Source organism: Arthrobacter sp. TWP1-1 (genome assembly GCF_049897845.1).
Classification (GTDB): domain Bacteria; phylum Actinomycetota; class Actinomycetes; order Actinomycetales; family Micrococcaceae; genus Specibacter.
On sequence record NZ_JAFCXC010000004.1, the window covers coordinates 375,706 to 392,700 of the forward strand.

The 16,995-nt window shown below is 62.1% G+C and carries 16 protein-coding genes; 8 read left to right on the top strand and 8 right to left on the bottom strand.

Annotation, left to right across the window (positions count from 1 at the left end; genetic code table 11):
• Nucleotides 1-86 precede the first annotated feature (86 nt).
• The 5 genes from ACP7B9_RS10460 (at nucleotide 87) to ACP7B9_RS10480 (ending at nucleotide 5,171) form a co-directional block, all read left to right on the top strand.
• Entirely contained in the window at nucleotides 87-947 is an 861-nt protein-coding gene (locus ACP7B9_RS10460) for a LysR family transcriptional regulator (RefSeq protein ID WP_425863152.1), read from the top strand.
• A 61-nt stretch (nucleotides 948-1,008) separates the two neighbouring features.
• Nucleotides 1,009-1,425: an aspartate 1-decarboxylase gene (gene panD / locus ACP7B9_RS10465; protein WP_425863107.1), complete on the top strand. Its 417-nt coding sequence runs from the start codon at nucleotides 1,009-1,011 to the stop codon at nucleotides 1,423-1,425.
• 95 nt (nucleotides 1,426-1,520) lie between these two features.
• A complete protein-coding gene (locus ACP7B9_RS10470) occupies nucleotides 1,521-2,447 on the top strand; it encodes an AEC family transporter (RefSeq protein ID WP_425863108.1) in 927 nt (308 codons plus the stop codon).
• Between the two features lie 68 nt (nucleotides 2,448-2,515).
• Complete coding sequence (locus tag ACP7B9_RS10475) at nucleotides 2,516-4,099, top strand: helicase HerA-like domain-containing protein (RefSeq protein ID WP_425863109.1); 1,584 nt, start codon at nucleotides 2,516-2,518, stop codon at nucleotides 4,097-4,099.
• Between the two features lie 22 nt (nucleotides 4,100-4,121).
• Nucleotides 4,122-5,171, top strand: a complete 1,050-nt coding sequence (locus ACP7B9_RS10480; RefSeq protein ID WP_425863111.1) for a hypothetical protein — start codon at nucleotides 4,122-4,124, stop codon at nucleotides 5,169-5,171.
• Between the two features lie 78 nt (nucleotides 5,172-5,249).
• On the opposite strand, the gene ACP7B9_RS10485 is transcribed toward ACP7B9_RS10480, so the two are convergent.
• The 6 genes from ACP7B9_RS10485 to rpmB form a co-directional block, all read right to left on the bottom strand.
• Nucleotides 5,250-7,175 carry an NHL domain-containing thioredoxin family protein gene (locus tag ACP7B9_RS10485; RefSeq protein ID WP_425863112.1) on the bottom strand — a complete coding sequence of 642 codons (1,926 nt, stop codon included), beginning with the start codon at nucleotides 7,173-7,175 and terminating at the stop codon, nucleotides 5,250-5,252.
• Nucleotides 7,175-9,487 (bottom strand): cytochrome c oxidase assembly protein, encoded by a 2,313-nt coding sequence (locus ACP7B9_RS10490; protein WP_425863114.1) that lies wholly within the window; start codon nucleotides 9,485-9,487, stop codon nucleotides 7,175-7,177. Before ACP7B9_RS10490 ends, ACP7B9_RS10485 begins: the two co-directional genes overlap by 1 nt.
• 164 nt (nucleotides 9,488-9,651) lie before the next feature.
• Nucleotides 9,652-9,933, bottom strand: coding sequence for an HU family DNA-binding protein (locus tag ACP7B9_RS10495; RefSeq protein WP_425863116.1), 282 nt, complete (start codon nucleotides 9,931-9,933; stop codon nucleotides 9,652-9,654).
• Between the two features lie 292 nt (nucleotides 9,934-10,225).
• The gene (gene rpsN / locus ACP7B9_RS10500; RefSeq protein WP_062007872.1) at nucleotides 10,226-10,531 is read right to left on the bottom strand and encodes a 30S ribosomal protein S14; all 306 of its coding nucleotides are present in this window, start codon (nucleotides 10,529-10,531) and stop codon (nucleotides 10,226-10,228) included.
• A 4-nt stretch (nucleotides 10,532-10,535) separates the two neighbouring features.
• Nucleotides 10,536-10,703, bottom strand: a complete 168-nt coding sequence (rpmG, locus tag ACP7B9_RS10505; protein ID WP_044574616.1) for a 50S ribosomal protein L33 — start codon at nucleotides 10,701-10,703, stop codon at nucleotides 10,536-10,538.
• On the bottom strand, nucleotides 10,703-10,939 hold the full coding sequence (rpmB, locus tag ACP7B9_RS10510; protein WP_038465685.1) for a 50S ribosomal protein L28: 237 nt from the start codon (nucleotides 10,937-10,939) through the stop codon (nucleotides 10,703-10,705). The genes rpmG and rpmB overlap by 1 nt, the downstream gene beginning before the upstream one ends.
• A gap of 322 nt (nucleotides 10,940-11,261) precedes the next feature.
• Between rpmB and ACP7B9_RS10515 the strand changes: the two genes are divergently transcribed.
• On the top strand, nucleotides 11,262-12,068 hold the full coding sequence (locus tag ACP7B9_RS10515; RefSeq protein ID WP_425863154.1) for an NADPH-dependent F420 reductase: 807 nt from the start codon (nucleotides 11,262-11,264) through the stop codon (nucleotides 12,066-12,068).
• 60 nt (nucleotides 12,069-12,128) lie between these two features.
• Here the strand turns inward: ACP7B9_RS10515 and ACP7B9_RS10520 are convergent, their stop codons facing one another.
• The gene (locus ACP7B9_RS10520; protein ID WP_425863119.1) at nucleotides 12,129-12,920 is read right to left on the bottom strand and encodes an SGNH/GDSL hydrolase family protein; all 792 of its coding nucleotides are present in this window, start codon (nucleotides 12,918-12,920) and stop codon (nucleotides 12,129-12,131) included.
• Between the two features lie 108 nt (nucleotides 12,921-13,028).
• On the opposite strand from ACP7B9_RS10520, the gene ACP7B9_RS10525 reads away from it, so the two are divergent.
• The gene (locus tag ACP7B9_RS10525; RefSeq protein ID WP_425863121.1) at nucleotides 13,029-14,378 is read left to right on the top strand and encodes an MFS transporter; all 1,350 of its coding nucleotides are present in this window, start codon (nucleotides 13,029-13,031) and stop codon (nucleotides 14,376-14,378) included.
• Nucleotides 14,379-14,404: 26 nt separating this feature from the next.
• Here ACP7B9_RS10525 and ACP7B9_RS10530 read toward each other — a convergent pair whose 3' ends face one another.
• Nucleotides 14,405-16,186 (bottom strand): ABC transporter ATP-binding protein, encoded by a 1,782-nt coding sequence (locus ACP7B9_RS10530; RefSeq protein WP_425863156.1) that lies wholly within the window; start codon nucleotides 16,184-16,186, stop codon nucleotides 14,405-14,407.
• A 206-nt stretch (nucleotides 16,187-16,392) separates the two neighbouring features.
• Here ACP7B9_RS10530 and ACP7B9_RS10535 point away from each other — a divergent pair, with 206 nt between their 5' ends.
• Nucleotides 16,393-16,830: a MarR family winged helix-turn-helix transcriptional regulator gene (locus tag ACP7B9_RS10535; protein WP_425863123.1), complete on the top strand. Its 438-nt coding sequence runs from the start codon at nucleotides 16,393-16,395 to the stop codon at nucleotides 16,828-16,830.
• Nucleotides 16,831-16,995: the final 165 nt, after the last annotated feature.

A 16,995-nucleotide genomic window follows, 5' to 3' on the forward strand; every position in this document is an offset into this window, starting at 1 on the left:
CCGGCCTATGCGGAAATAGTATGGTGCTTATAAGTACTATTGAGATTCGTAATACTTCCAGGGAGTCAGCCATGTCAGATGCCCCGATTTTTGATCCCATCCAGCTCAAGAGTTTCCTGGCCGTGGCCGAAACTCGCAATTTCACCCGGGCGGCCGAGCGCTTGGGCATTAGCCAGCCGACCGTCAGCCAGCATATTCGCAAGTTGGAGCAATCGGCCGGGCGCATCTTGGTCACCCGGGACACGCGTGAGGTGCAACTGACGGACAATGGCGATGCCATGGCCGGATTTGCCCGCACCATTCTCGCTGCCAACGATGTTGCGACTCGCTACTTCTCTGGTGCGGCAATGCGCGGGCGCCTTCGTTTTGGCACGGCGGATGATCTGGCAATTACGGGCCTGCCCCGGATCCTGCGCGAGTTCCGCCAGCTCTACCCTCAGATCAACCTGGAGCTCACCGTCAGCCAGAGCGATCACCTGCATCGCCGCCTCAAGGCCGGCGCACTGGATCTGGTGTTCGTGAAATGGATGTCCGGCACGCAGGAGGGTGAGGTAGTCAAAACAGACACCTTCGCCTGGGTGGGCTTGGATCAAACCGTTCTGGAGCCGGGAGCTCCCGTTCCTGTCATCGCCTATCCCGCACCGAGCCTGAGCCGCAAGCTCGCCCTCGACGCCCTAGAGAACGCCGGCCGAACGTGGCGCGTCACCTGTACAACCAAACAGATCAGCGGAGTTCTCGCGGCACTTCGGGCGGGCATCGGGATCGCTGTCATGCCGACGTCGTTGGTTCCGGAGGACTTGAAGGTCATCACTAGGCGTTTTGACCTGCCGCCCGTGGGTGATGTGGACTTCACCCTCATCCGCAATCCACTAGCGAATACCGAGGTGGTGGACGCGCTGACCCGGGCCATCATGGGCCGGAAATTGACGCCGGTAAGTAGGCGCTAACCACCGCGGAGATGCGGTTCACAGCTTGCCCTTGACCCGGCAGCGGTAGACTTGTCCCGTTATGATCCGAACAATATTCAAATCCAAGATTCACCGCGCAACTGTCACCCACGCCGATCTGAATTACGTTGGCTCCGTGACAGTGGACGCCGATCTGCTGGACGCTGCCGACATTCTCCCCGGGGAGCTGGTTTCCATTGTGGACATCACCAACGGTGCCCGCCTGGAGACCTACACCATTCCCGGCGAGCGCGGCTCCGGCGTCATCGGCATCAACGGCGCAGCCGCCCACTTGGTAAATGTTGGTGACCTCGTCATCTTGATGACCTACGCCCAAATGACCACGGCCGAGGCCCTGGACTTTGTTCCCACGGTTGTCCACGTCGATGCGGGAAATAAGATCGTGCACCTAGGCACCGATCCGGCCGAAGCCGTCACCGAGGGCCTGCTGCGTCCCGCACTGGCGCAAACTCCCTGATTCCCAGTCACATATAACGCCGTTTTCTTGGCATGGGCATTTCCTGCTTAGGCTGGTGATGTGCCAACACCAAAAACCTCCGCAGCGACTCCCCCGTGCTAGCCGTCATCGAGGGGTTCTCGGTGGTTTGGCTCGTGATCCTTGTGGGCTGGTTTGTCGGCCGACAAAAAGTCCTTGGCGAGAACGCACAACTGGTACTAAGCCGGCTGTCCTTCTTTGTGGCCAGCCCGGCTTTGCTCGTGGAAACCTTGTCCCGGGCAGAACTGAAAACCGTCTTCGCCGGCCCGCTGCTCGTGGCCGCGGCCGGTGCATTGATTACCGGCGGCATCTACTTGGTGATCGTCAGGTTCTGGCTGAAGCGCCAACTCGGCGAATCGCTGGTCGCCGCCATGTCGTCCTCAACCGCCAACGCGGCCAACCTCGGTATTCCCATCGCCGCCTACGTTCTGGGCGATGCGGCCTTGATTGCCCCGGTCCTGGTTTTCCAGCTGGCCTTCTACACCCCCTGCTACTTAATGCTGCTGGACAGCATCACCAGCGGCCACCGGGCCACACCGGGACGCGTTCTGGTGCAGATCGTACGTAATCCGATGATCGTCGGAACGGCGGTTGGCCTCGTTTTGGCCGCCACCGGATGGCAGCTCCCCAACCTCGTGGCCGAACCACTTCATCTCGTCGCTGGCGCCGCTATTCCAGCCATCCTGATCGCTTTCGGCATGTCGCTAGGCACCACCAAGCCACTCTCGGCAGCGGATGGCAGGCGCCCGGACATCCTGCTCAGCACCGGATTCAAGCTGGTCCTGCATCCGTTCGTCGCTTTCCTGTTGGGGCACTTTGCGCTCGGGATGAGCGGGGCTGCCCTGTTCGCCGTCGTGGTTGCCGCAGCGCTGCCCACGGCACAGAACGTGTACGTCACGAGCCAGCGCTACCAGGTGGGTGTGGCCGTAGCCAAGGACACCGTGCTCCTGACAACCATCCTGGCCATCCCGGCTATGTTCGCCGTGGCGTTCCTGCTGGGCTGACCCCGTACACGAAGCATTCAAGTGGCGTAATACCGCGCTGGGATTGTGGCTCGCGGTACGCTTTCGTCATGGCTACCAATACCCCAGCAGAGTTGATCGCCGCCATTTCGGCAGGCTACACATTTAGCGGTTCCTCCATTGCGCTTGGCGCAGCTATGGTGGACGGCGCCGTCCATCCGGAGGCGCAGGTGTCCCTGCCGTTGGCCATGATGAACCGCCATGGTCTGGTTGCTGGGGCAACGGGAACCGGTAAAACCGTCACCCTACACATGATCGCCGAGCAGCTTTCCACCGCCGGAGTTCCGGTCTTCATGGCCGATATCAAGGGCGACCTCACGGGTTTGGCCACCGCGGCCACGGGCAGCGAGAAGCTCACCGCCCGGACGCAGGCACTCGGCCAGCAGTGGGAATCCAAGGCCTTCCCCGTGGAGTTCCTCGCCCTGGGCGGCAACGGCAATGGCGTCCCCGTCAGGGCCACCATCACCTCCTTTGGGCCCATCCTGCTGGCCCGCGTGCTTGACCTGAATGAAACACAGGAATCCAGCCTGCAGCTGGTGTTCCACTACGCGGACACCAAGGACCTGGACCTCTACGATCTGAAGGATCTGCGCGCCGTTATCCAGTTCCTCTCCTCCGATGAGGGTAAGGCCGATCTGGAGGAGCTCGGCGGGCTATCCAAGGCCACGGCTGGTGTCATTCTGCGTAACCTGATCACCCTGGATGCCCAAGGAATGGGGGAATTCTTTGGCATGCCGGAGTTCGACACCGCCGAGCTGCTCCGCACGGCTCCCGACGGCCGCGGCGTCATCACCTGCCTGGAACTGCCCAGCATCCAGGACAAGCCGCTGTTGTTCTCGACCTTCCTCATGTGGCTGTTGGCGGACTTGTTCCGCGACCTTCCCGAGGTTGGCGACGTTGATAAGCCCAAGCTGGTGTTCTTCTTTGACGAGGCCCACCTGCTCTTCAACGGTGCCAGCAAGGCATTCCTGACGGCCATCACGCAGACCGTCCGCCTCATCCGCTCCAAGGGCGTTGGCATCTTCTTTGTCACCCAGACCCCCAAGGACGTGCCGGCCGAGGTGCTGGCCCAGCTCGCCAATCGTGTTCAGCATGCCCTGCGTGCGTTCACCCCCGATGATGCCAAGGCACTCAAGGCCACCGTCTCCACCTTCCCCACGAGCGGCTACGATCTCGAGGAAGTGCTCACGAGCGCCGGGATTGGCGAGGCCGTGGTGACGGTCATGAATGAGAACGGTTCCCCCACCCCGGTGGCGCTGACCCGGCTTCGCGCCCCAGGTTCGGTCATGGGCCCCAGCTCCCCTGACGCCGTTAAGGCCGTCATCTCCGCGTCAGCCCTGCTGCCCACATATGGCACAGCCGTTGATCCGGTCTCGGCGTACGAAAAACTCCAGACTCCCGCTCCTGCCGCCAGCACCGGTCCGGCCGTGGGCAGCCCGCTTCCGCCACCGCCTCCCGTTGATCTTCCGGCTCCCGCGAACGACGGCGGCGGCGTTGCCTCGGAGGTCATCGGCGCCTTGGGCGGTGCTTTGGGCGGCGGACTGAAGAGCATGGTCCGCTCCATGGGCACCTCCTTGGGCCGGAGCCTGATGCGCGACCTGTTCGGCACGGCGTCACGGAAACGCCGACGCTGATCCCGGCCAAGGCGATGATGCAATGAGAAATGACCTGGCACCCCCGATTCAGGCCGTTGAGGCCGAAGCCGGTACAGTGGACGGCGTGAACAACGGGACCCAACTCATCAAGATCGCCGCGGCATGGCTCATGATCTTCATGCTGGGCATCGCCGCTGCCATTGTGACCGTCACGGTTGTGAACACCGAGGAGTTCGGTCCGGAGAGTACCGTATCGAACTATTTGGACGCGCTCAAGGACGGCGACGGCGCCAAAGCCATGGGACTTTTGCGCGCCGAGGTGCCGGGGGCCAACGCCGCGGCCTTGGACGGGGCCGCGCTGGCGTCGTCCCAGGAGAAGCTCAGTGACGTCAGCATTGCCGACCCCACCGATACTCCGGATGGCCACAAACTCGTCACGGTCAAGTACCTGATTGACGGAACGGCCATGAGCACCGATTTCCGCCTGACCCCAGGCCCCAAGCGGTGGTTGTTCTTTGACAGCTGGGACATGGTCCCCTCCAAATTGCCCACCATCACAGCGTCTGTGGTCAACGCCAATCAGGCCACCATCAACGGCGCCACGGCCAATATGCCTGACGGCAAAAACTCCTTTGCCGTGTTCTACCCGGGCAGCTACGAGCTGGAGTACCGCTCCGAGCTCTTCGCTGCACCGCCCGTGACACGTAACGTGAGCGGACCTGCCCAGCCGGTTCCCGCCGTCGGACTTGCCACCGGGCCTACCAGCAATCTGCTGACCCAGGTGGATGGAACCATTCGGAAATACCTGGACACGTGCGCCAAGCAGGCTGTGCTGATGCCCACGGGTTGCCCCATGAGCGCGGCCACCAACAACCGTGTGACCACCGACGTGAAATGGTCTGTGGTGGAGTACCCAGCCATCACCATTTCACCCTACGGTGGTCAATGGATTCTGGCGCCGCTGAATGTGAAGGCCCAGGTGAGCTACCAGGAGCAGGATCTCTTCAGCGGACTCGTCGCCGAGGTGAAGGACGCTGAGGACTTTGGCTTTACGGCCAAGCTGGCCATCTCGGGAACCACCGTTTCGGTGACTCCCGTGGTCAGCTACTAGCCGCAGGTACACCAAGCAGCTTCAACTCGCAGACACAATAATGGCCCCGCCTTCCGGCGGGGCCATTATTGTAGCTATCTAGACTCCGCGCAGATCCAGCGCGAGCTCGGATGCGCCGTCGGCGGTAACTGTCACCGGGATGCCCCAGTCCTGCTGGTACAGGTGGCACGCGGCATGGTCCGGGATCTCGCCATTGGCGTCCTCCGGGCCGTCACAGGCCGCCGCACGGGCCGTCAGGTGCAGGACACCCTCGGGCACATCAGCGTTCAACACAAGGGTCCGCGAGAGACCAATGGAGGTTCCCCCGCCGCTAATCAGCAACTCCGGCGGGGTCGAGGAGACCTTCAACTGAGTGGGATCTCCCCACCGGTCATCGAGCTTCTGACCTGTGGGCGCCGAGAAGTTGATGGTAACGGCCAGCTCGCCCGGCGCAACGGGTGTCTTGGGGCGCTGCGTCTGGACGGCGCCTTCATCCACCTGAAGTGCGTTCTTGGGCAAGGGCAGCCGGACCAGCTGGTGCTTGTTGGCCTCAACCACAATCAGCAGCGGCACCTCGCCGGACTCATCTAGCAAGACATCACTGGGCTCCGCCAGCCCACGGGCCAGTGTGCTGACCGTTTTGGTCGCGGGGTCATAGCGGCGAACAGCACCGTTGTAGGTGTCAGCAACGGCAACCGAGCCATCGGGCAGGACGGCAACGCCGAGCGGGTGCTGCAAGCGTGCCTGGCCGGCCTCGCCGTCGCGGAAGCCGAAGTCAAAGAGGCCTTCGCCGATGGCCGTCTCAACACTAACCGCGCCGTCGTCTGCGAACTTGAGCACGCGCAGGGCAGAGGTTTCCGAATCGGCAACCCAGATGTTGCCCTTGGCGTCTTCGGTCAGGCCGGAGGGCTGGGCAAACCACGCCTGCCCGGCCGGGCCATCCAATAGGCCTTCCAAGCCATTGCCTGCGACGACTGTCATGGCACCGCTGGCCGGCTCAAAGCTGAAGATCTGGTGGGTGCCGGCCATGGCGATTAAGACCGAGTTGAGCTTCGAGGAATAGGCAACATCCCACGGCGAAGACAGCGCAACCTCGAGCGGAGAAGAGCCAAGGTCGCTCTCGGAGGCGGCTTCGCCGTCGTCCGTTACGCGGGCCGGGCCCGCATCCAGCAGACGCTGGACCCCGTTGCCGGCCAAGGTGCGCACCTCGCCCGTTGCCAGCGTGATGCCGCGCAGACGGTGGTTGACCGAGTCAGCCACGACGACGTCGTACCCGGCCGCCGCTGCCAACTCTGCCGGGAGCAGTGCCAGGCCCTGGGGCTCGTTGAACTGCGCGTCTTCGGCGGTGCCGTCAAGGAAGCCCTTGGTGCCGGAACCGATAGTGCGGATGACAGTTGTCAGATCCGGGCCCATCTCTACTAGGCGGTGGTGGCCCGTGTCCGAGACGAGGAAGTTGCCACCGGCCAGCGGCAGGACCTTGCCGGGGAATCGGAGATCGCGGGAGACCGCTTCGGGCGCGACGTAAGGGCCATCGCCGCGGTGCAGCGTGCCCTTGGCCTCGTGCTCGGCGATGAGTTCGGGAATGAAGGAAGCCAGACCGGCCGCATGCCCCTCACCTGACAGGTGGGAGACGATGTAGCCCTCGGGGTCAATGACCACCAGGGTGGGCCAGGCGCGGGCCGAGTAAGCCTGCCAGGTGATCAGTTCAGGGTCATCCAAAACGGGGTGGTGAATGTCGTAACGCTCAACGGCGGCGGCCAAGGCAACGGGATCGGCCTCGTGCTCAAACTTGGGCGAGTGCACGCCAACCGTGACAAGCACATCACGGTATTCCTCTTCCAAGGGGCGCAGCTCGTCCAGAACATGGAGGCAGTTGATGCAGCAGAACGTCCAGAAATCTAGGATGACGATCTTGCCGCGCAGCTTTTCCAAGTTCAGCTCGGCACCGCCGGTATTCAGCCAACCGCGGCCCTCGAGTTCGGATGCCCTGATGCGGACGGGGCTTGTTTTCGTAGAGGAATCCACTAGTTCGCTTCTCCTTGCGTAGCGTCCGGAGTATCCGGCCCGCCGATCTCGGTGCTGGTCTTGGTACTGGTCACGGCTGTGTTGCCCTCGGCGCCGGGGGCACCCGAGGTGGGCAGCCCGGCGTCGTGCTTGTCCTGTGAATCTTGTTTGGTCTTGGGGCGGTGCGGCAGGGCCGGGCCACGGTTAGGTGTGGTGGCGTCGCGCTGGGCCAGTTGGGCAAACATGTCATTGTAAGCGCCCAACTCGGCTTCCTTATTCCTGTCCGCCGCCCTGTCCTTGCGCTTGGTCTCCCTGGCATCGGATTTGGACCACATGTAGGCCACCCCCATGGCAATAGCCAGGGTGGGCACTTCGCCGACACCCCACGCGATGCCACCGGCCGTTTGCTGGTCAACCAATGCGCCGTCGCCCCATGGGCGGCCCATGCTGCCAAAGTACTCGCCGGAGAGGAGGGAGGTGGCCATCATGAGCGAGACGCCAAAGAATGCGTGGAAGGCCATGGTGGCCAGTAGGAGCAGCAGCCGCAGGGGGTAGGGCGCGCGTCTGGGGAGCGGATCCGCGCCAATCATGCTCTGCACAAAAATGTACCCGGTGAGGCTGAAGTGCACGATCATGAGCTCATGGCCGACGTGATACGTCATGGCCAGTTTGAACGCCGGCGTGTAGTAGAACAGGATCAGGCTGCCGGAGAAATTGGCCGCGGCAAACAGTGGGTGCGTAATGAGCTGGGAGTACCTCGAGTGCACCAGCACCAGAATCCATTCGCGAATACCGCGTGAACCGTCCCCGCGTGGCGTCAACGCCTGCAGGGCCAGCGAGACGGGCGATCCCAGTGCCAGGAACAGCGGGGCGATGACCATCAGGGCCATATGTTCAACCATGTGGGCGCTAAACAGCACCGCCCCATAGACGGCCGTCCCACCGGAGGTGATGTAGACAAGGGCCAGAAGTCCCGTGAACCAGGAAATACTCCGCAGCACCGACCACTTGTCGCCACGCTTGCGCAGTTTCACCATGCCCGCAATATAGGCAGCCCCGGCCAAGAGTGCGAAGGCAACCCAGAGCCAGTCCATGCGCCATTCAGTGATCCAGCGAGAAGACACCAGCTCCGGTGGCAGCGGATATCCCGTCAAGATCTCGGCCGGGCTCAGTGACTCCTGCACCAACTCGCGCGACTGCGGCGGGGCGGAACGACCCAGGGCCACAGCAAGGCCGCTGACAACGCCCATGATCAACAGCTCAACGAAGATCAGCTGCCATAGCAAGCGGCGGGTATTGCTGGTGCCGCCGGTCTTTGCACCCTTGCCGCCCTCAAGCCGTGGAATGATCCACGCGCGGTGCATATAGCCGATCACGCCGAGCGCAACGGTGGCCGCGAACTTGGCCAGGATCAGCTGCCCGTAGGAAGAGTAGAAAAGATCGTGCCAATTGGTGATGCGAATGGCGGCGTTGACAACGCCCGATCCGGTCACGGCAGCAAAGGCAAAGATCGCCAGTGCGGAGAATCGCTTGAGTGTTTGCGCCGTGATCTTGCCGAGCACACCGGAAACCACTACCAGGGCGATGATGCCACCAACCCACAGTGAGGCGCCTGTGACGTGCAGGAACAGCGAGTTCACGGCACCCTTGTGATCGGCGCTCGACGCCGAGTGACCGATCAAGGACTGCGGCACGAAGGCCAGCAGGGCAAGGACAAGGGGCACGGCCAGTGCGCTGATGTTGCGCAGGCCGATCACCAAGGTGGTGACGACGGCGGCGAGGATGGTGATCATCAACCAGGCCTGGCCCACCGCCAGATCCGTCATGAAGAACACCAACATGTTGGAGTATTCGGCGGTGCCGGCCAAGGGCAACCCGGAAATGCTGGAGTACGTCAGAACCAGGACGGCGATTGCTGACATGGTCCAAACCCCACCGGCAACCATGGCCAGGGTCATGGCCCGCGCAAAGGCTGGGTGTTCCGGGGCGTTGGCAAGCTTTTCGGATTTCGCTTGGCCCGAGTGTGGCCGGTGGGTCTTGCGGTCCTTGGGCAGGATCACGACGGCAAACACCAGAGCGCCGATAACGGCGGAAAGAGCCAGATTGTGGATTGTGGTGGCCACGGGCAGGCCCCAGCGCGTAAACGATCCGGGATCGGCCAGCTGAGCTACTGCAGTGGCGCCTGTCCACAGCAAGGCAAGGACGACGGCGGCCACTGCGGCTGCCAGCCCCACCCACCACCAGCGGCTTCGAATGCCGTCGGCGAACGTGCCCCCATCAGAGTTGGGTGCAGCACGGACTGTGGTGGCGGGGGAAGAGTCTACGGGTGGCACTTCTCTATTGTCCTGCACCCGGTGAACATCGGGCGAATCAGGAAGTTCTCAGGAATGGGCCGGCCGAAACGGCGGCCGCCGCCGGGCTCTTAAAAGGCCGGGCTGTTAAAAGAGTGAAGGCGGCCGGCAAAGTGCCGACCGCCTTCACGTGCGTCTGAGAAGAATTACTTCTTGACAGCAGCCTTCAGCTTGGAACCAGCGGAAAGCTTCACGCTGTGGCCTGCTGCAATCTGGATGGTCTCGCCGGTCTGGGGGTTGCGGCCGGTGCGAGCTGCACGGTCGGTGCGCTCGATGGAGAGCCAGCCCGGGATGGTGATCTTTTCGCCGGCTGCAACGGAGTTCTCGAATACCGAGAAGAGAGCATCCAGAACGCCATTTACTGCAGTCTGGCTGGTCTCAGCCTTTGCAGCAACTTCAGCAACCAATTCGCTACGGTTCTTTGCCATGTTTGTCCTCCTGGACGATCAAGTTAATCCAATTCCACGCGGTTGCGTGTCAACCACTGCTAGCGAACTTACCAGCAATTCCGCGTGATTCCGGTAAATTTCGGTGTTTTCCAGTGATTTGCACGGCAAATTCCCCGGATTCTAGGGAGATTTCGCTCTCAGCCAAGTCTTTTTGGGGACCTCTGGGGCACCTACTGGCGCCGCGAAACGGCCCGGCGAAAGGCGGAAAGAGGGCAACAAAAAGGGCGGCAACCCGAAGGTTGCCGCCCTAATTACAACTGAAAATCAGTGATTACCAGCTGGACTTCTTGATACCGGGCAGTTCGCCAGCGTGTGCCATCTTGCGGAAGCGAACACGTGAGATGCCGAACTTCTGGAGCGTTCCACGCGGACGGCCATCGATGGCGTCGCGGTTACGAACGCGTACCGGCGAGGCGTTGCGGGGGAGCTTCTGCAGACCCAAACGGGCTGCTTCTTTCTCTTCCGGAGTGGAGGCCGGGTTAACGAGGGCCTTCTTCAGGGCGAGACGCTTCTCGGCGTAACGCTCGACGATGACCTTGCGCTGCTCGTTCTTAGCGATCATGGACTTCTTAGCCATAGTCTTAGCGCTCCTCTCGGAATTCAACGTGCTGACGGATCTTGGGATCGTACTTCTTCAGAACCAAACGGTCCGGAGTGTTACGACGGTTTTTGCGGGTTACGTACGTGAAACCGGTACCCGCGGTGCTCTTCAGCTTGATGATCGGACGTACGTCCTTGTCTTTTGCCACTAGAGCTTCACCCCACGAGCCAGAATTTCGGCAACGACTGCGTCAATGCCGCGGACGTCGATGGTCTTGATGCCCTTGACAGACAGCTGCAACGTAACGTTGCGGCGCAAGGACGGTACCCAGTAGCGCTTCTTCTGGATATTCGGATCGAACCGACGCTTGTTGCGGCGGTGCGAGTGCGAAATGCTATGTCCAAAGCCCGGCTCGGCTCCGGTCACCTGGCAATGTGCTGCCATGATCACTCCTAATAAATATATGGATACGGTCCACTGGTGCAAACCGTGCGAGTAGGCAGCGTCCGTCCTTGGACAGCATGATTCCGTGGTCGTCATTTACATGATGATGAGGAAGGTGCTGTCCGGCGAATACCCGAATGCACGCAACTTGAGCCCCTAACTACCGGCCAACGGGAGGATAATCACCGCAAACCGGAGCAATTGCACACGCTCCGCGCTACCTAGCGCCTACCCAGTCTAGTTCCTTAGGGTGATTATGACTAATTGGCATACCATACCTGCCGCAGGAAGCGAACGGGCCCGCCTATAAGAAGCAGGAATAATTTCGCAGGCGGCCCACGTTCAAGCCAAGAGGTTCTGCCCAACGGCCAATCAAGGCCCGCCGCGCAGGACATTTTCGAAAGGAAGAACCATGCAGACATTGGGAATCATTGGAAGTGGCAATATTGGATCGGCAGTCGCTCGGCTCGCGGTCGCTTCGGGCTTGAACGTGATCCTCGCGAACTCCCGCGGCCCAGAATCGCTCCACGGGCTCGTTGAAGAGCTCGGTCCACTTGCCGAGGCTGGCACAGTCGAAGAAGTCGCCAATGACGCAGACGCGATCGTGCTCTCCATTCCGCTACTCGCGGTCAAGGAGCTTCCTGCTGGACTATTGCGGGACAAACTTGTTCTAGATACCAGCAATTACTACCCGTTCCGCGACGGTCGCATCGCGGAACTCGATTCCGAGGTCATGACAACGAGCGAGCTAGTGCACGAATGGCTCATTGGTGCCCGTCAGGTCAAGGCGTTTAACAATATCCTCGCCCACCACATCCCGCTTCTTGCACGTCGCAATGGCGCCACCGATCGCTCCGCTCTTCCCATCGCATCCGATGACGTCGACGCTAAGCGTGAGGCGGCGGCAATCATGGACCGGCTCGGATTCGATACGCTCGACGCCGGAACGCTCGCTGACTCGTGGAAATTCGAACCCGAGTCCGCCGGGTACACGCGCATTTACCTCGCCGATCCGAGCACACCCGATGATCAGCTGCTTTCCTCTGAAGCAGGCCCAACATCCGCCGATCAGCTCAATGTGGCACTAGCGTTTGCCACTCGGGTGAAAGTCGCAGACCGCCTCTTCTGAGCCTCCCCCTTCGCCGCCGTCGTACTCGTTGTCGGGCAGGCGGACGGGCGGGCGTCGGGCCTAGCGCAAAGGTGAATGCAGAACGGGCCAGCGGGCGCTGAGGTTGTCACCCGATGGCACTCCGCGCAGGCGGCGCCCCACCCACGGGCCAACATATTCCCTGGTCCAGGCGGCATTGTCCTTGAGCGTTTCTGCAGTTGTCCGGACGGGGATGGCAGGCAGGTCAGGTGCGGGAATGCGCACGGTTTCACCTAATTGCTCCAGAACCCGGTTGGCCATGTTGATGTGACCGGCGGTGGACATGTGCATGCGGTCGATGCCCCACAAGCGCCAATCGTTGTATTCGCGGAACCGCCAGTAGTCCACGAGCTCAGCGCCGTGACTTTGTGCAACTTCACGGAGCAGCTCGTTGTAGATGGCCGTGCGCCCACGGATACTGGTGAAAATCTTGGACGTGCTGGCGTCAAAACCGGTAAAAACCAAAACACGCGCACCCGTGGCCGCCAGCTTGGCTAGGCCGTCCGAATACCTGGCCATCATGGCGTCGATGTCCACCTTCGGGCGCAGGATGTCATTGATACCGGAGTAAATGGTGACGAGCGTTGGCTTCATGGCCACGGCGACATCGATCTGTTCCGTCAGGATCTGGTTCATCTTCTTGCCTCGAATGGCAAGGTTGGCGTACCCCACGGGCCCCAAGGAGTCCAGAGAATCGTCTGGATGGGCCAGCGCGAGCTGTTCGGCCACACGGTCTGCCCAACCGCGAACTTGGTTGGGCAGCGCCGGATCGGTGTCGCCGAGGCCTTCGGTAAATGAATCGCCCAGTGCCACATACCGAGTTGAGAATTCCACGCTGCTCCTCGCCGCACCGACCGGCACAACACCGATTCTGGTGGCGGTCATTTTTCGCCCAAACATTAACTAGGCTAATCCTATGACCCTGTTCCATCACTTCCCCGCGTGAGCTCTCCCACCAGCATTTGGAGCAGCCAGTTCCGTGGCGCCTCGCTGGGATTCTTTGGCTTGGCCTTCATGGTGGCGTATTCGACGGCGGCCATCACCACCGCCATGCCGCAAGCCGCCCGCGAACTGAACGGTCTGCCGCTTTATGGCTTGGCCTTTGGCATCACCATGGCCACCTCCGTGGTGTCAATGTCCCTCGCCGCGCTGTGGATCGACAGGTCCGGCCCACAAAAACCGCTCATCGCGGGCGTGAGTATCTACGTTGTAGGGATGTTGCTCTCCGCGGCGGCGCCCACCATGGAGCTACTCGTGGCGGCCAGGGCGCTGACCGGTCTAGGTTCCGGGCTCGACGCCGTTGCCCTCTACGTGGCGATTGCCCGGGTTTTTCCGGCCTACCTACGCCCCAAAATGTTTGGCGCTCTGGCCACGGCTTGGCTGCTGCCGTCCGTCGTGGGACCCGCATTGAGCGGCATCGTCACCGACCACTTCGGCTGGCGGTGGGTATTTGGTACGGTTCCCGTCCTGGCACTGGTGGCCGTGGCGCTTTTGCTGCGCGGGAGCCGCGGGACGGCGATGAACCTGCCCTTGACCGCGACTGAAACAGCCCCATCAGCCCGGCTATGGGTCAAACCCCTGTGGGCCGTGGTGGCATCGGCGTCTGTTCTTATGATCAGCGACGCCGGAACCCGCACCCATCCTTGGTGGCCCGCCCAACTGGGTTTCGCCGTCGTTCTTCTTGCGGTGGCCGTGAATATTCTGCTCCCCAAAGGCACGTGGCGCGCCACACCAGGTCTGCCTTCGCTGATCCTGATGCGCGGGCTCATGGGCACGGGCTTTACGATCGCCGACGTTTACCTGCCGCTGTACATGATCGACCAACGGCAGCTGCCGGCGTGGCTTGCCGGGCTGTCGCTGACGGTGGGCGGCGTGACTTGGGCCGTTGGCGCGTGGCTGTCCGCGCGAGGCAAGCTGCAACCAGCACAATGCCTGAGCTGGGGCGCCGCCCTCATGGTGCTGGGCATGTTAGTTTCTGCGCTGGTACTGCTTCCAGGCTGGCCGGTGTGGATTGCCTGGCTGGGATGGTCCGCAGCCGGATTTGGCATTGGCCTGGCCTACCCAACACAATCGGTGGTGGTGCTGGCGGAGTCGGCTCCGAGCGAGCAGGGCACCAACGCCTCTGCCCTGCAGTTGAGTGAAACACTGTTGACAGCCACGGCTCTGGGCGTTGTGGGCGCCGTATTTGCGGCCCTTCTGACAGCGGGCGAAGCTGCCTATGTCATGGCGTTTGGTGTGGCCTGCGTCCTGGCCGTGGCCACACTGTTGGTCTCACGCCGCGCCGCGGCTTAGTTGAACAGGGTCTAGACGGACACGGTCTAGACGGATGAGGCCAGTTCCAGCTCTTCGCGAGCGGCGCGGAGAGCCGCATAGGCACCTCCGGCATCACTGAGCTGCGTCGGCGTGCCGACTTCCACCACCATGCCTCCGGTGAGCACGGCCAGTTGATCGGCGTCCTCCACGGTGGAGAGTCTGTGGGCAATGGTCAGCGTGGTCCGGCCAACTGCCAGATGATCCAGGGCCAGCTGGACGGCCGCTTCGGTGGTGTTGTCCAGGGCCGAGGTGGCCTCGTCCAGCACCAGCACGCGCGGATTGCGCAAGATGGTGCGAGCAATGGCCAGCCGCTGCTGCTCGCCACCGGAGAAACGGTGGCCGCGGGCACCAACCAAGGTGTCCAGTCCCTCTTGGAGTCCGGCCACAAGGTCTGCGATTTGTGCAGAAGCCAAGGCCTTCCAGAGAGTTGCATCGTCCGCATCCGGGGCGGCCAGCAGGAGATTTTCACGGATCGAGGCGTGGACCAGATAGCTTTCCTGGGACACCACGCCCACAATGCGGGCCAATACCTCCGGGGCAATGTCACGTACATCGACGCCGTCGATCGTGACCCTGCCGGAGGTGACATCGTGCAGCCGCGGGAGCAGCGCACCCAAAGTGGACTTGCCCGAACCCGTGGGCCCAACCACGGCGGTGGTGGTGCCGGCGGGAAGCGTGAGGTTGATGCCGCGCAAAACGTCGGTCCCGCCGTCGTACGCGAAATGGACGTTTTCAAAGCGGACCTCGCCACGCACGGTGGCAGGATCCAGCGCAACAGGCTCGGCGGGGGCGGTGATGTCCGGGACCAGGTCGAGGTATTCAAAGATGCGGCTGAAGAGCGCCATGGCCGTGACCCATTGGACGCCGAGGTTCAGCAGGCCCATGATGGGGCGGAAAATGGTGGCCTGCAAGGCCGTGAACGCAACGATGGTACCGATGGTCATGGTGTTTCCGGGCAGCCCGCCGGCAAAGTAAATCAGCGCCGGGATGGCCGAGAAGATGATGCCCATGGTTGCCATGCGCCAGCGGCCGGCCAGCTGCGAGCGCAATTCCAGGCCGATGAGACGTTCGGAGCTTTCGGTGTAGCGGGCGGCGTCGCGGCCGGTGGTGCCTAGCGTTTTTGCTAGCCGCACCCCGGAGATACTCAGCCCCTCCTCCACATAGGTGTTCATGGTGGCGAGTTCGGCCTGCATGGTCGAGGTGATGTCGCGCCGGAGCAGGGCCACGCGGCGGGAGAACCAGACGGCCGGCGGGATGACAATAAGGGACAGTAGCGCCAGTCTTGGGGACAGGACAACCATGGCGACAGCTGTGGCGACGGCCGTGGTCACGTTCGAGGCAACCCCCGTGGCCGTCGACGTGATGACCGATTGCATGCCGGAGATGTCGTTGTTCAGGCGCGATTGCACCTCACCACTGCGGGTCCGGGTAAAGAATGCGAGTGACTGCTTTTGCAGGTGCGTGAACAGCCGGGTGCGCAGGGTATGCATGATTTTCTGGCCCATGGCCGTGGTCATCCACGTCTGAACCACGCCGATCAGGGCTGTGGCGGCGGCGACGGCGATCATGGCACCGGCTAGCCAGGCCAGCATCGGAACGTCCTTGTTGGGCAGGGCCGTGTCGATGACGCCCCGGACCAGGAATGGTTGGGCGAGGCTGATGAGGCTGGATGCGCTGATCAGAAGCACGACGGCGGCGATGGTCACCTTGTGCGGTGCGAACAAGGCGACGATGCGCTTCATGCTCACCGGATGGCGCTTGATTTGGGCCTTGTCGGCGGGGCTGATCCGGGCCGGGCCGCGACCTTTATGGTCTACGGAATCTTTTTGGTCTGAGGGGCCGGAATTGTCACGGCTGGGCTTTTGCTTGTGTTTGAGGATGTTCTCCGTCAAGGGCGCCACCTCCAATGGTGTGCGGGGTGCGGGACTCGCACCAACTAATACAGAGGTTACCTCACTATGTGGTTAGCAGTCAAATTTAGTATGCTGGTTCCATGGCTCCCCACGATGATGCACCCGACCTCGGCGAACTGTTTCACGCGGCATTCCGCGGATTGCGCCGCACCTGGGCCGAACAATTGGCCCCGTGGGAGTTGACCCCGCATCAGTGGCGGGCGCTCATGACCCTGATGCGGCAGCTGCCTGCGGCGGGTCCATGCGATGTCCGACTCAAAGATCTAGCGGAGCGCCTGCGCATTGCTCCGCGCTCAGCCACCGAGGTTGTCGACCAGCTGGAGGCCAAGGGCCTAGTCCGCCGCGACCCCGATCCCACCGACCGGCGGGCCACCCTGATTGTCCCCACCGATGCCGGAATAGAACTGTTCAACAGCATTCGCGTTGAACGGCGCGATAAGTCCAACGAGTACTTTGGCCGGCTCGGCGCCGAGGACCGGGCCGAGTTGGCGCGCATCTTGGATCAACTGCGGGGCTAGCTCTACCCCGAACCGTCGAAAGTACATTAGGTGCCGATGTTCCGCTGGCAAATTCATATGGTGGTTGCAACGCTCTGATAGATGGAGCGTTTCATGGTCAAGTTGTTTGCCCCGAACACCCGCACGGAGTTTGTTGATCTGGTGTGTGGTGGGGTGTCGATTGTT

Bases quoted from the DNA above. Each gene is read 5' to 3' on its own strand.
- panD (WP_425863107.1), top strand. From the start codon at position 1,009: ATGATCCGAACAATATTCAAATCCAAGATTCACCGCGCAACTGTCACC.
- ACP7B9_RS10475 (WP_425863109.1), top strand. From the start codon at position 2,516: ATGGCTACCAATACCCCAGCAGAGTTGATCGCCGCCATTTCGGCAGGC.
- ACP7B9_RS10480 (WP_425863111.1), top strand. From the start codon at position 4,122: ATGAGAAATGACCTGGCACCCCCGATTCAGGCCGTTGAGGCCGAAGCC.
- ACP7B9_RS10495 (WP_425863116.1), bottom strand. From the start codon at position 9,933: ATGGCAAAGAACCGTAGCGAATTGGTTGCTGAAGTTGCTGCAAAGGCT.
- rpsN (WP_062007872.1), bottom strand. From the start codon at position 10,531: ATGGCTAAGAAGTCCATGATCGCTAAGAACGAGCAGCGCAAGGTCATC.
- rpmB (WP_038465685.1), bottom strand. From the start codon at position 10,939: ATGGCAGCACATTGCCAGGTGACCGGAGCCGAGCCGGGCTTTGGACAT.
- ACP7B9_RS10535 (WP_425863123.1), top strand. From the start codon at position 16,393: ATGGCTCCCCACGATGATGCACCCGACCTCGGCGAACTGTTTCACGCG.